This is a genomic window from Candidatus Chloroploca mongolica, assembly GCF_004762035.2.
Classification (GTDB): domain Bacteria; phylum Chloroflexota; class Chloroflexia; order Chloroflexales; family Chloroflexaceae; genus Chloroploca; species Chloroploca mongolica.
This window is the reverse complement of sequence record NZ_SIJK02000010.1, coordinates 71,903-86,749: the sequence shown is the minus strand read 5'-3', so window position 1 is coordinate 86,749 and position 14,847 is coordinate 71,903. Positions and strand designations below refer to the sequence as shown.

Sequence of the window (14,847 nt, the reverse complement as noted above, 5' to 3'; positions counted from 1 at the left end):
AAAACTACGGGCGTCCATAGCCCAGGGCACGGGCGATGGTACTCATCATGGCACGTTCATCGAGGCTCATCGACTGCGCAGCGACACCAAAGAGCCCCGCTTCATTGTGAGCCCAAGCAACGTGTTCAGCAAGGTTGATCACAAACTCACGGTAGGCGTCCAGTTCTTCAGGCGTCGCACGCTCGCGCAGCAGCGCAACGGCGCGATCACAGAGATACACCGCCTCTTCGACAATGCTGGCATAGGCATACCGTGCACCACCACTCTCGGTTCGGCGCTCGGGATCAAGCCAGGCCACAATCTCAGCGCCAAGTTCAATCTGGGCAAAATGCTCACCAGCAGCACGCCACCCCTTCAGCATTGCTGCGGCCTCGCTGCGACCGCCGCCAGGCGAAGCCAGCGCCACCGCAGCGCCGGCGGCGAGCGGAGCATCGCCAAGCAACGCCCACTCAGCCGCATCGAAACTCTCGCGTCGCGTCATACTCACCTCCAGGCTATCCGTGAAGCAAAAACCGTTACGATGGGGAAACCCATCATAACGGTTTTACGGGTGTGGAGCCAATGAGGGGGCTCGAACCCCTGACCTGCTGTTTACGAAACAGCTGCTCTACCAACTGAGCTACATTGGCATGCGGATGACACGGCCACAAGCATAAAGATTGTAGCGGTAAATGCGATGCCTGTCAAGCCGTCTACTGTAACAACGCAACTGAATGCACAGCTTTCGCGTCACCTTCCCAGGCATTTTCACCTGGCCTGGTGTGCTATAATCAAAATACTATCTATACGCCGCGATCAACGATCACGATCGGGCGTCAGGGAGGGTCTGTGCACGAGGAGACACCAGTTCTCTTCAATTTTCCTTCATCGAAACCCGATAGCACGCTGTACGATTCCTCTCCCGTAGAGCGCGATCTGATCGTGTTGCCGCTTTCTGATACTGTGCTCTTTCCACACATGCTGGCCCCGATCTTTCTGGTGGACGATGCAGCACTTGCGGCGACCGACCTGGCCCTCGACGGGGATCGTACCGTCCTGGCCCTGGCCCGCCGTGAGCTCACCCTCGGAACGACTGGGCTCAATGATCTCTACACAATCGGGGTAGAGGCCGTTATTCAGCGTTCGCGCAAAATGCCTGATGGGACGACCAGTGTGGTGCTCGAAGGTCGACGGCGCATGCGTATTGTAAGTGCGCTCGATCACGACCAGGCGCTGCGCGTACGCGCGGTCGCCATTGAACATCACGGTGAACACACAATCGCCATCGAAGCGATGATGCGTGCGGTGCGGTCGCTCTTCGAGAAGGTTGTGCGTCTGTCACGCACGTTGCCCGATGATGCCTATATGATGGCCTTGAATGTCGATGACCCCGGCGGACTGGCCGATCTTATTGCGTCAACCCTGCCGATCAGCATCGCTAATCGCCAGCAGATTCTTGAAACAGTTGATCCCGAAGAACGCCTCCATCGCATCAGTACCCTGCTCACGCAAGAGCTTGATCTGCTTGAGTTGGAGAGCCGGATCCAATCTCAGGTACAAAAAGAAGTTGACCGGAGTCAGCGCGAGTTCTTCTTGCGTGAACAACTCAAGGTGATCCAGCGTGAGCTTGGGCAAGAAGATCCGACCCAGCGTGAAATGGCCTCGTTGCGGTCACGCATGGCGGCAACGCATCTTCCTGTCAAGGCCCGCGCACGGGCCGAAGAGGAGCTTGGTCGCCTCGAGGCAATGTCGCCGGTAACGCCTGAATATGCGGTCATCCGCACATATGTTGAGTGGATCCTGAATTTGCCATGGTCAATCACCACTGAGGAAGCGATTGATCTGCGCAAGGCAGCCAAGGTGCTTGATGAACATCACCATGGGCTCGCCAAGGTGAAGGATCGCATTCTTGAGTTTATTGCCGTCCGGCAGTTGGCCGGTCATAATCAGCGCGCCCCCATCCTCTGCCTTGTAGGACCACCAGGCGTCGGGAAGACTAGCCTCGGGCGCAGCATTGCGGAAGCTATTGGCTGCGCATTTGTGCGCTTGAGCCTCGGCGGCGTACGCGATGAGGCCGAAATTCGCGGCCATCGGCGCACGTATATCGGCGCTATGCCCGGACGTATTCTCCAACGGATGAAAGAAGCCGGAACGCTGAATCCCGTCTTTATGCTCGATGAAGTCGATAAACTCGGGGCCGATTTCCGCGGCGATCCCGCTGATGCTCTGCTGGAAGTCCTTGATCCTGAACAAAATTCATCGTTTTCCGATCATTATCTCGATCTACCCTTCGATCTTTCACGGGTCTTTTTTGTCACAACAGCCAACTATCTTGATGACATCCCCGAGCCGTTGCTCGACCGTATGGAAGTGATTACCCTCCCTGGCTATACCGAAGACGAGAAATTACAGATTGCCCGCCGTTTTCTCGTACCACGCCAGCAGGTTGCGAGCGGGCTTGTTGATACCCCGCTACGCTTTGGGCAACCAACCCTGACGACCCTCATACGTAGCTACACCTATGAAGCAGGGGTGCGTAACCTCGAGCGTGAAATCGGATCGATCTGTCGCAAGACGGCGCGCCGCATTGCGGAAGGCCGGACGTATCCACGGGTGATTACACCAAAATTGGTCGAGAAGTTGCTCGGGCCGCCGCGTTATGAGACGAATACCGCCGAGAGCAGTGCGCAGATCGGGCTGGCGACAGGCATGGTTTACACCGGTGCTGGTGGCGATACGATGCCGGTTGAAGTGTCGTTGATGGAGGGTAAAGGGGTGCTGACGCTGACCGGCCAACTTGGTGAGGTGATGCAAGAGTCAGCGCAGGCGGCACTGTCGTATACGCGAGCCAATGCGGCAGCACTGGGCATTGATGTACGGCGCTTCGAGAAGATCGATATTCATATCCACGTCCCTGAAGGGGCCACCCCGAAAGAGGGGCCTTCAGCAGGGATGACCATTGCTGTCGCGCTGATCTCGGCGCTGACCGGGCGCACAGTACGCCATGATCTTGCCATGACCGGCGAAATCACGCTGCGGGGCAATGTCTTGCCAATCGGCGGCGTCAAAGAGAAACTGCTCGGCGCATTGCGGGCAGGCATTACCGAGGTCATCTTGCCACAAAAGAATAGCCGTGATCTGGTCGAAGTTCCTGCAACGACCCGCTCGCGCCTGACGATCCACCTCGTCAACCATCTTGACCAGGTACTTGAGCTTGTCCTTGGCCCGCCCCCACCTGAACCCGAAAAACGAACCATTCGCTCGGTACTGGCTCGTTCCCGCTAACGCGATAGCAAGAAGAGAGGGCGTGCCAACCACGTAGCTGCGCTACGTGGTTGGCACGCCAGGGCGATTGCATCTTCCGTGTATGCACCCCGCAAGGGCACCCGCAAGGGGTGCCCGTACACCGGATCCGGCCCTGTAGGGGCACCCCTTGCGGGTGCCCTGATAGAGCGTATTTTTGTATCCGGTTTCGTATGATGCAATCGCCCTAGTTGGCCCGCACGCTCTGCTTGGCAAGCCACTAATCAAGCAGCAGATTATCAATCAAACGCACACTGCCGAGGCGTGCCGCAAGTGAAATCAGCGCCCCACGCGATCCGATCGTGTCGAGTTCGAGCAAGGTCAGCGGATCGGCAAGACTGATATACTCTGGTTTCACGAGTGGTTCACTTGCCAGGAGAGCGGCGATCTGCTGACGCAAGTGCGTTGCATCGCGTTCACCCGCCTGATAGGCCTGCGCGGCCGCACGCAACGCACGGTAGATCACGGGCGCAACCGCTCGTTGCTCACTGGTAAGGTAGGTATTGCGACTGCTCATCGCTAACCCGTCGGGTTCACGGACAGTAGGCGCGACGACAATCGTAGTGGGTATGTTCAGGTCACGCACCATCTGGCGTACCACAACCGTCTGTTGCGCGTCTTTCTGCCCAAAATAGGCCTGCGTCGGTTGCACAATGTTGAGGAGCTTGCAAACCACCGTTGCCACCCCGCGAAAATGGGCCGGGCGGGCCGCGCCTTCAAGCACTTCATCGGCGGCAGGCAACACGACATAGGTACCAAAGCCTTCGGGATACATCTCGCCTGGGGCAGGCGTAAAGACCAGGTCAACCCCTTCGGCTTCGAGCATGCGCAGATCGCGTTCGGGATCCCGCGGGTAACGCGAAAAATCTTCGCGCGGGCTAAACTGCGTCGGGTTGACAAAGATACTCACCGCCACAGCGCCACATTCTTCACGCGCACGGCGAACAAGACTAAGGTGCCCCTCGTGAAGATAGCCCATCGTCGGGACAAGGCCGATCTGGTCAAACTTGGCCCGCGCCGTACGTACGGCGTCAATTGTTGTCAATACGTGCATGCGTTGCTATCCTAGCCTTACGGCTTTCCTGCAGTGCTCTGGCTCAGGGCCGCCTGCAGCTCAGCCTCATCCATGCGTGCGCTATGCTCGGCCCCGGGGAAGGTACCTTCACGAACTTCGGTCGCATACGTTTGCAACGCAGCCTCCACGGTCTCCACCAGACTCGCGTAGCGTTTGGCGTGGCGGGGCTTGAAATCACTGTAGAGACCGAGCATATCGTGCCAGACCTGCACCTGACCCGAGCAGTGAACGCCGGCCCCAATGCCAATGGTGGGGATGCGCAGGTGGGTCGTGATTTCACGCGCCAGCGGGGCAGGTACCAATTCAAGCACAACCCCAAACGCACCTGCCGCTTCAAGGGCGAGAGCATCGTCAATCAAGCGTGCAGCCCCTGAAGATGTTTTGCCCTGAACACGGGTACCAATTTGATGCACCGACTGCGGTGTAAAGCCGATATGCCCCATCACAGGAATGCCCAGGTTCACCAGACGCCGCACAATCGGGGCAACCTCGGCGCCTCCTTCGAGTTTGACCGCGTGAGCGCCACACTCCTGCATAATGCGGCCGGCGCTCTGAATGGCCTGGTCAACCGTTGTATAGGTCAGAAACGGCAGATCGCCGATCACCAGAGCCTGACGGCTACCGCGTACAACAGCTTTGATATGATGGATCATGTCATCGAGCGTGACATGCACCGTTGAGTCATAGCCGAGCACCACCATGCCGAGCGAATCGCCCACGAGAATCATGGGAATCCCCGCCCGATCGGCCATCTGGGCCGAAGTATAATCGTAGGCAGTCACCATCGGGATACGTTCACCCCGGTCTTTGAGCTTCTGAATATCAAGGATGTTTGTTCGCATATAACCTCCTGCCAGGGGCGTGAGCTTGCGCAGCCTGTGTGCGCAGACCCGGCTCATTATTGTAACATAGGGTAGATGCGTTCCGACAGAGGCTTGACGGTTTCGCATGTAGACCTGCTGCTGGCAGCACAAAAGGCCAGCAAAACTGGCCTTTGGCACTGCCACGAGTGTGGTTAGGCTGAGGCGGGGATCTCTTCTGGCTCGTTCGTGAGATCGCGCAAGGTGTTGAGATCGCGGATGCGCTCGGTAAAGAGAATGCCTTGCAGATGGTCAATTTCGTGTTGAAGTGCCCAGCCGAGCAACCCGTCAGCCTTGCGCAAACGGCGCGTTTTACCACTCAATTCCTGGTACTCGACCGTCACCCAGGTCTGGCGGGGTACCTGACCAAACCAACCAGGCAGACTCAGACAACCTTCATCACGCATGATCTCTTCACCACTCGTTTTGACAATTTTGGGATTGCAGAGTACGTAGCGCTGAGCGGGAGCAACCTCGACTTCGGTGCCATCCTCTTGCTGCTCGTATTCAGGTGGGACTTCAATAATGCAGAGTTGAATGGGCAGGCCGACCTGCGGCGCCGCCAGGCCAACCCCATTGGCAGCCTCCATGGTCTCAAACATATCACCAACGAGTTGCTTGAGCGTCCGATCAGGAAGCTTGACTGGACGACAGTTCGTCTTCAGAACTTTTTTGTCTTCTGGATGATCAATGCGAAAAATACGACGCTGTGCCATAGGTTTCTTTCTTCTGGCTTGCTATAGCAACCCTAACAGGTTTAGTGGTTGTGTGCTGGCTCGCGACTACGCCGCGAGCCAGCACACAGCACCTTCACAAATGATGAAGGGCTTCTGCATAACATTATAACATGCAAAATCACGGGACTGCAGCCTGCTAGTCGCTCACTGGTGCTGGCCCAAAAGTCACAGCACATGCACCGGATCAACATCAATGCTCCAACCCTGCGTGGGGCCAAGGGTGTCGAGCAGCCAGGCAAGCGCTCTGGCGTCAACGGTGAGCGGAATGCGCACAATGAGGTGCCAGCGCCAACGCCCACGGATCTGCTGGATAAAGGCTGGTGCTGGGCCGATGAGACTCCAGTTTTCCAGACGCTGGCTGGTGATGAGGTTCTGCAGGCGTTCGGCAAGTTGTTCGGCGGCCCGCCTGGCGGCCGGTTCACCAGAACTGGCATAGACAAAACGCACCAAACGGCTAAACGGAGGGTAGCCGATTTCACGCCGATAGGCGATTTCCTGGATAAAAAAGGCCCGATAGTCGTGCTCCTGGGCGGCGAGCAAGGCGTAATGCTCGGGATTGTAGGTCTGAATGACCACTTCCGCCCCAGACGTGCGGCGCCCCGCCCGGCCTGCCACCTGGGTCAGCAGTTGAAACGCCCGCTCGCCACTGCGAAAATCGGGCAGGTGCAGACCGGTGTCGGCGGCAACAACGCCGACGAGGGCAACAAAGGGAAGATCGAGGCCCTTGGCGATCATCTGGGTGCCCACCAGGATATCAACCTCGCGCCGCAAGAGCAGGTCTAGCATGCGCCCATGGGCTCCTTTGCCGCTGGCTGTGTCGCGATCCCAGCGCAGGACACGCGCCGCAGGAAGCAATTCGGCGACCGCTTCGGCGACGCGCTGGGTGCCAACGCCAAAGCGGCGAATTCGTGTGCTCATGCATTGGGGGCAGACCAGCGGCACCGCTCCGCGACTCCCGCACGAATGGCAGATCAGGATTGAGGCAGGTTGCGCCGCTTGCGCAGCCTCGTGTGAGGGGCGTTCATTGACAGGGGAGAGTGGCGGTTCATCTTCGTAATGCAGCGTCATCGGGCCACTGCACACGCCACAATTGACCACATACCCACAGTCACGACACATCACAAAACTGGCCGCTCCACGCCGATTGAGAAAGAGGATGCTCTGATCGCCCCGCTCAACCGTCGCGATCAGGCTCTGTTGCAAGACCCGGCTAAAGATCGAGCGGTTGCCCTGTTGCAATTCGTGACGCATGTCAATGAGGCGCACCGGCGGCAACAGCAACGGGGCTGAACGGGCTTGCGCGTTGGGGCCAAGGCCACTGACCCGTTCACGCAATTCGAGCAGCCGATACGTGCCTTGCGTAGCCCGATGATAGCTTTCCACTGCGGGCGTTGCACTCCCGAGAATGACGACACTTTTGGTCAAGGTTGCGAGGTGCAGCGCACAATCACGGGCATGGTAACGCGGGGCCGCATCGTGTTTATAGGTGAGCTCGTGTTCTTCATCAATCACAATCAGGCCCAGATCCGGCAGGGGGGCAAAGACCGCCGAACGCGACCCAATGGCAAGGCGAGCCTCGCCGCGCCGCAAGCGACGCCACTCGTCGTAGCGTTCACCGAGGCTCAAACCGCTGTGCAACACGGCGATCTGGCCCGGAAAACGCGCCGCAAACCGGCGCACAAGCTGCGTCGTCAGGGCAATCTCAGGTACCAGCACCAAAGCCTGATGCCCAAGCCGGAGCGCCCGCGCAATCGTGCGCAGGTAGATTTCGGTCTTCCCACTCCCAGTGATGCCATGCAACAAAAAGACCGCTGAACCCTCGGGATCTTCAATTTCCGTGACAATCGCTTCATACGCAGTACGTTGATCCGGACTCAACACCGGAGGCTGATCAGGTACCACATAATCACCGGCCAGCGGATCGCGCCGCACCTCGCGCTGCTCAAGGGCAATCAGGCCGCGTTGCTCTAACATTCGCAAGAGCGCGGCATTGGTGCCGGTTGCGGCATAGATCGCGCTGACCGGCAAAGCGACGGGCGAAGCCTCATCAGCAATGGATGCGGGCGGCTCGCCCGCCGTTGGGTACACGGGCGGGTTGTGCTCCCCAGTTGCTTCAGCCGGTGAAGCAGGGGATGGCAAAGCAAAGCCTGCTTGATCAGCCATCCACTCGATCACGGCGGCCTGCCTGGGGGCACGACGCAGGGTTTCCAGCGTGGGGACGAGTTGCGCTGGGGCAATGGCGAGTTGAGCAAAACGTACCGTGCGAGGCCGCGCCCCCGGCGGTGTCTGCGCCGTCCCAGACGCAACGAGGCCTCGTTCATAGAGGGCGCGATAGATGGTGCGTAGTTCGCTGTCGGCACCACGCAAGGCCGCCCGCAAATCACGTTCACGCTGCTCGCCATGCAGCCGCAAGTAGTAGAGTACCGAGCGCTCACCTTCGGGCAGGCTGCCAAGATCCACCAGCATGCCGGCTGGCGTCGCCCGCCAGGTCAACTCGGCCTCCTGGCTCACCCCCGGCGGTAACAAGAGACTCAAGGCGTCGTAGAGAGGCGCACGATAGGTCGTGGCAACCCATTGGGCCAGTTCCAGGCCCACCGGGGTCAGGTAGCCTTCAGGATCACCCAGCGCATCCAGTTCGCGCAGCCCGGTAGCTTCACCTCCAGCAGGGGCAACCCGCAAGACAACGCCCTGCACCCGACGACGACGTAACGGCACCCAGACAAGGCGTCCGGGCGCAATCAACGCCTGGAGTGCAGGCGGCACGAGGTAGGTGAGCACAGGGCTCTTATCGAGGCCCAGACGCGCCCTGAGGGCCACGTCGGCAATCAGCGACGGCATCTGAATGTATCCCTAGACACGAAGAAGTGGCATCAGTCACCAGACAACCTGGCAACTGATGCCACCATCATACACCAGAACGAACGATCAGCGCTTGATCAACGGCACAAAGACCTTGTTATCCAATTGTGGCCGCTCACCAAGGTTTCGATCGCCCGTATTCGAGCTATAACTCTGCCCGGTCGTGGCGATCAAGGCAAAGGGTTGCGAGCCAAAGACCGCATTGAGTGCAGTTGCCCGTACGATGATGCGGTAGGTACCGGCAGCCGGATTCTCGATCCGAACGCCCTCGACATTGTTGATCTGATCAGCCTGGCCATTGCCGAGGAACTGCGTCTGATCGGGGGCAATCACAACCAGATCGAGATTATTGACGAGGGTTCGGGCGGCACTCGCCTGTGCCGGCGGATCAGTCCAGACTAGGGTCACATAGAGCCCATTGCCACTCGGCGGAGGCTCGGTGCCACCACCACCTCCACCGCCACCAGTGATCTGGAACTGCGCGCTCGCCTGGCGTTGGCCCTGGGTTGCGCGTAGCGTGTAGGTTCCCGGCGGAATGTTCGGATTGGTCGTCAGGGCAACCTCAAAGGTTCCATCAGGCCCAGCCGCAAGCTGACCGATAGCCTCGCCATCAAGATCAAACTGGATCGCCTGGGATGGCGCAAAGCCGCGGCCCTGGAAGACAAAGCCCGAGCCCGGCGCACCGGTCTGAGGGGCAACGGTCATCACCGGTTGATCGCCGCTGACAGCGGTCACCTGGAACTGCGCCGAGGCAGTGCGACCGGCGCTATCGGTGAGTGCGACTTGATAGGTGCCAGCCGGGGTATTCGAGGCGGTGCGCAGGGTGACACCAAGCTCGCCATTGACATTGCTGCCCACCGTACCAAGATTCTGGCCATTCACAGCCAACGTGATATTGCCATCGTTGGGGCTAAAGCCCGCCCCGGTGAGCCCAAACTCGGTGCCGGCAGGCCCGGTCGAAGGCGTAATCGTGACTTCGGGCGTCACACCCCCAACAATGGTCAGCGTGGTACCCGCCGTTCGACTCGCCACATCGCTCATCACCACTGTCCGCTGTCCAGGCGCAATATCAGCGTCGGTCTGCAAATAGGCCAGCACATCGCCGCGTGCATCGGCATAGACCGTGCCAAGGACATTCTCCGGGCTGGCACAACTCGTATTGCAGACCTGCACCGGGAAATAGGGTACCGCATTGATCGCCGCCAGCATAAAGGTCGAGCCAGGAGGACCCGCCGCAGGCACCGCCTCCATCGCCATATCGGGATAGTCGATCTGCAAGAGCACATCGTCAACGAAGGCTGACATATGCGGTGACGCACCATCACCATTGGTAAAGAGGGCAAGGTAGCCCGACATACCGGCAAGTGCCGCACGCTGATCGGCAGTAAAGGCGACTTGGACTTGATAGATCGTCAAGGGATCGAGGCCGGTACCATCGCTACACGCCGACATCCCGGCGATCACAGCCCCTGACGGATCGAGCAACGCAAAGCAGAATTGATCGAATCCAAGATCAAAGTTCGCCATCGCAAAGAGGAACTGTACGGCACTGGCGTTGGCACTATCAATGGTGCGCGGGAAACTGACCGGGTAGAAGATCGCATCATTGACCGGGGTGCCGCCAAGCCAGATCGAGGCATCGCCATTGATCACTGGCTCGCCAAGCGCACGACTGGTGCGCAACGGGGCCCCCTGGCCCAGCCAAAGTTGATTGAAGACCTGCCAACCTGGATCTTCAAAATCACCCCCAAGCACCACATTGTAGGCAAATGCACTGGTGGTAGGGCTATCCTCCGCCGGCGTGATCTGCAGGTTCAAGGCACCCTGGCCCGTGATCGCTGGCACGGCAAGCGGGCTATTCAGACCAGGCAGACCAGTTTTATCGGTACCCGTGCTGTCGGGAATAGGCGAAGTGACCGGCGGCTGATCGTAACCTGGCACCGTCTGGAGGCTCACGTCACCAGCGCCAAAACGCATACGACCCTGGACAGCAGGAGTGCCACTGGCAGTCAGATAAGCGGCAGGGTTTTCGGTCAGCACAGGCGACGGTGACTGGACAAAGAGCGTACCGGCAGGTGTGCTCCCGGCGACCTGCACCGTGAACTCACGCTCTTGTCCATTGGTCAGGCCACTGCGATTATCCTCAAAAACGGCGTAATTGGCCTCAAGAATATTCTTGAGATCAACCCGGCCCCAGCCGCTATCAAAGTTGGGCAAGGCCCCAGGCATACGGGCCGTCCCGTGAATGAGCAACGCCTTGAGCAACGCGGCACTCGGATCGGCCACCCCACGTTCGCCCGTCACCCACTCACGTACCTGCGTCGCAACCCCGGCGGTCAGCGGTGTCGCCATCGACGTTCCACTCGAATAGGCATACGGCACCCCGGGGGCCACTGGCTCAAGGCCAGACGCCTGAGCACCGAGCACCGACAGAATGTTGGTGCCAGGGGCCACAAGGTCAGGCTTCAGCCGCCCATCAGCCGTTGGCCCACGCGACGAAAAATCGGCGACCTGATTGGGATTATCCGAGGAAGATCCAAGCGCAGGGCGATTATTCTCCGAAGCCCCGACGGTCAAGGTATTCTTAGCGGAACCAGGCGAGCCAATTGTCTGCGCGCCATTGCGCCCGGCATTGCCCGCCGAGTAGAGCACCAGATAATTCTGGTTGCGCCAGATATAGTCATCAACCACCATCGAGTTCTGGGTATAGGCCCCCTGCGCATTCGAACCCCAACTATTGGTCGAGATGCGGGCACCATTCTCATAGCCGAGGGCAATATAATTCCCATTGACCGGCACACATTGAATACCCGTCGAACCATCAGTATTCATCGCCATAAAGACCATGCGCGCCTTTGGTGCCGGGCCAGCCTCTGAGGTTCCATACTGATTATTGGCCGGCACTGCACCCGACTGCGAGCCATTGCCCAGCACCGAACCAGCGACGTGGGTACCGTGACCATTCAGGTCGGTCCAGGATGTTTTCGCGGCACACTGCGGTGCCCCTGGCAGCATCTCACTGGGGGCAAAGGCTCGCACCAGGCTGCCCTGGAAATCCGGGCTCAACTGACTGACATTATTTCCCTGGCCGACACTCAACCCCGAGTCAGAGATCGCGACAATCTGGCCCGCGCCATACAGCCCGCGGCTCTGCCAGATCGCCTCGACGCCCATGATCCTGCGGCCCTCGGCATTGGTCAGTTCAGGCACCAGATAGGGCTCGATCCAGGCAATCGCGGGATGGGCAGCAAGCTCGGCGAGGCTGGCAAGAGGAAGCGTCGCCCGTACAACAGCACCCGTCGCAAGCGCAGCACTATCCTCGATCACGGCGCCCTGGCCGCGCAAAAACATGCGCAAGGCGGGCAACGACTCGCCCGGATGCGCAATGATCGTCACCTGGCTGCGTGCATCGGCAAGTTGTGGGCCAGTCATCACGGCAGTCATTGCCGGGGCAAGTTTATAGGCCGGTTGATACGCTCCGAGCCAACGCACCGCATACATGGCACGCACCTTCGCCACATCCTCCGGCGCAATGCGCATCACGTGCGTATGCTCGGGCAGATAACCGAGCACCTCGGCCCCAAGGCGTTCAAGCTGAGCCAGCCAGTCCGCCTGCACTGGCCCAGTAAACTGGACAAGATAGTACGGATTTTCGCCACCCTGTACCGCGCTCAAGAGCGGGCTATGGGGTTCACGATCAACAAGTGGATCAAAGACACCAGCCTGGAGATAGATCGGCTGCTGAAACGCAGGCTGCCGACTCTCTGCGACCGAAACCATGCCTACCATCAGCAGGATGGCAAAAAAGAGGGCCAGAGATGTAGTGAAGCGCCGCATAATATTCCTCCTCTACAAAGGATCTTGCTCGATCAACACTCCTTCGCGATAAGCCGCAACCAGTTTTCGCAGGTCTTCGAGTTGACCACGGAGCAACGTACCCGTATCGGTATCACCAATCAGCAGACGGCGAGGAAAGGTCTGAACATACTCGGTGTGGGGCGTCGGGTCATGGCCGGTGCGGATCATCGCTTCGGCACTGGTAAAAGCTTCGTGGGCGGCAAGAATCAAGACGTGCGAGCTACCAACTAGGGTATAACCCGCGATCCCCGTCTCGTGCTGGTAGGCCTCGCTCATGCCGCCATCAATGATGATGAGCTTGCCATTCGCCAGCAGCGGACGCTCACCACGCCTGGTCTTGACTGGCGTGTGACCGTTAATAATATGACCGTGTTCGGGATCAGCTCCGAACGCGGCCAGCACTCGTCTACAAAAAACCTCATCGTCACGCAACGCATAATAGGGTCCCTTGGGTTCTTCATGCGACGCAGGATCGGCAATGACATACCGCTCGAACGTCGCCATCCGCAGACGCCCATAGAGGGGCGAATGCTCACCACACCAGAGATACCAGAGGGCATCCTGTCCAGCCCGGCGCAACTGTGGATCGCGGTTAAAGAAGGCTTCACGCGCCATTTGTTCATAGCGGGTCAGCAGGGCGGGGCCAGCGAGTTCTTCACCACCAAGGAGAAAGTGAATAAAATTACCCCCTTCATCCACCGGCAGACAACCGTGGAATTTCAGGTTGCCGTCGTGAACCTGGAACATATTGCCATAGCTATAAAGAAAGCGGATATGCCGTTGCAAGCGTGTACTCTGTTGAAACTGGGCACAGAGATCGGCAATCACCTCGGCCTCGCCAGGGGTCAGAACCGAACGATCACGCCCGCCCATCGTCGGCCAGTTTGCATCAAGCAACTGATAGGTACGCCCCTCGATCCTTGCCGTCCCGGCGGCAAGATCCAGGCCATCCAGAATCAACCGGTGCTCCATCTGGTATTCAGGATGGCGTCGGATGATCTGGGCTTCAAGTTTGAATTGAATGGCGGCAATCGCTTTGTGCATCCGGGCGAGCGCTGCGGGGGTATAATCTTCAATTGGCGAAGCGACTTTGGGGCGAAAGGCGTGACACGGGTCATGGCTGTATACGGTATCGGCGAAACGGCTGAGTTCGCGCAAATTAATGCCATAGCCATCAATCAGGGTTGAGAGCGTGCTATAACGCAGGGCAACGCGCACCACATTAGCCACGAGAGCCGGGCAACCACTCGCTGCACCCATCCATGAGACATCGTGATTGCCCCACTGGATCGAGACATAGTGGTAACGCATCAGACGATCCATGACCTTCTCGGCAGCCGGGCCACGGTCGTAGATATCACCAATGACATAGAGACGATCAATGACCAGGCTACGGATGAGATCCGCCAGCATTACAATGAAAGTCTCACCTTCACCTAGCTCAACAATCGTCGCTACGATGCTCCGATAATACTGTTCCTTCTGGGCTGTCTCGGCGACTTCGCTCTCGCTCAATAGCTCTTCAAGCACATAGGCACGCTGGGAGTCGAGCCGTTTCCGCACTTTGCTCCGCGTGTATTTCTGGGCTGACGTACGGGCTACCCGTGCCAGCCGCACAATCGTCTCGGCAATCCAGGTCGCTGGCTGATCAAGTGTAGGCAAGGTCGCTCGGAGCTTCTGCTCGGGATGATAGACGAGAAGCGCCAGTTCGATCTGTTCCTGATCAGTCAGTTCACCTTCAAAGGTCTGAGCAAGCTTGCGCCTCACCGCACCCGAGGCATGGCGCAGAATATGGTCAAACTGATCATAAGCCCCATGAATATCCGAGAGATAGTGGTCGGTTCCCTTGGGCAAGGCCATAATCGCGTAGAGATTGATCATCTCGTTGTGGGCAGCTGTAATGGAGGGGAAGCGACGACTGAGCAACTGCAAAAGCCTGAGTTCCTGGTCACTGTAGCTCATAGGGGTTGATCTCGTTGAGGTGAGGGAGAATTTTTACCATTGTACCAAATCCTTGCAGGATTTGGTACAAGGTACGGCTGCTTCGCCAGGGCATGAGCAAAGTCATTGGGATTGTCCCTCATCAGCCGATGGGGTACAATGCCTCTAGCATAACCAAACCACGTTTGTACGCTGCGGCCAGCCTTCTATGGCTGCCACCACAGTTGAGAATGAT

The 14,847-nt window shown here is 58.6% G+C and carries 8 protein-coding genes and 1 tRNA gene; 1 reads left to right on the top strand and 8 read right to left on the bottom strand.

Annotated elements, in window-relative coordinates; genetic code table 11:
• Positions 1–4 precede the first annotated feature (4 nt).
• Positions 5–481: a hypothetical protein gene (locus EYB53_RS07765; protein ID WP_135477638.1), complete on the bottom strand. Its 477-nt coding sequence runs from the start codon at positions 479–481 to the stop codon at positions 5–7.
• Positions 482–553: 72 nt separating this feature from the next.
• Positions 554–629 (bottom strand) — tRNA-Thr (locus EYB53_RS07760).
• A 199-nt stretch (positions 630–828) separates the two neighbouring features.
• Here EYB53_RS07760 and lon point away from each other — a divergent pair.
• Positions 829–3,264, top strand: a complete 2,436-nt coding sequence (gene lon, locus EYB53_RS07755) for an endopeptidase La (protein WP_371879081.1) — start codon at positions 829–831, stop codon at positions 3,262–3,264.
• A gap of 238 nt (positions 3,265–3,502) precedes the next feature.
• Here the strand turns inward: lon and panC are convergent, their stop codons facing one another.
• The 6 genes from panC to EYB53_RS07725 all read right to left on the bottom strand — a co-directional run bounded on the left by panC (position 3,503) and on the right by EYB53_RS07725 (position 14,633).
• The gene (panC, locus tag EYB53_RS07750; protein WP_135477637.1) at positions 3,503–4,336 is read right to left on the bottom strand and encodes a pantoate--beta-alanine ligase; all 834 of its coding nucleotides are present in this window, start codon (positions 4,334–4,336) and stop codon (positions 3,503–3,505) included.
• A gap of 17 nt (positions 4,337–4,353) precedes the next feature.
• Positions 4,354–5,199, bottom strand: coding sequence for a 3-methyl-2-oxobutanoate hydroxymethyltransferase (panB, locus tag EYB53_RS07745; protein WP_135477636.1), 846 nt, complete (start codon positions 5,197–5,199; stop codon positions 4,354–4,356).
• 173 nt (positions 5,200–5,372) lie between these two features.
• On the bottom strand, positions 5,373–5,933 hold the full coding sequence (gene def, locus EYB53_RS07740) for a peptide deformylase (RefSeq protein WP_135477635.1): 561 nt from the start codon (positions 5,931–5,933) through the stop codon (positions 5,373–5,375).
• A 186-nt stretch (positions 5,934–6,119) separates the two neighbouring features.
• Positions 6,120–8,792, bottom strand: a complete 2,673-nt coding sequence (priA, locus tag EYB53_RS07735; RefSeq protein ID WP_135477634.1) for a replication restart helicase PriA — start codon at positions 8,790–8,792, stop codon at positions 6,120–6,122.
• Between the two features lie 87 nt (positions 8,793–8,879).
• Positions 8,880–12,650 carry a S8 family serine peptidase gene (locus EYB53_RS07730; protein ID WP_135477633.1) on the bottom strand — a complete coding sequence of 1,257 codons (3,771 nt, stop codon included), beginning with the start codon at positions 12,648–12,650 and terminating at the stop codon, positions 8,880–8,882.
• A 12-nt stretch (positions 12,651–12,662) separates the two neighbouring features.
• Positions 12,663–14,633: a fructose-1,6-bisphosphatase gene (locus EYB53_RS07725; RefSeq protein WP_135477632.1), complete on the bottom strand. Its 1,971-nt coding sequence runs from the start codon at positions 14,631–14,633 to the stop codon at positions 12,663–12,665.
• Positions 14,634–14,847: the final 214 nt, after the last annotated feature.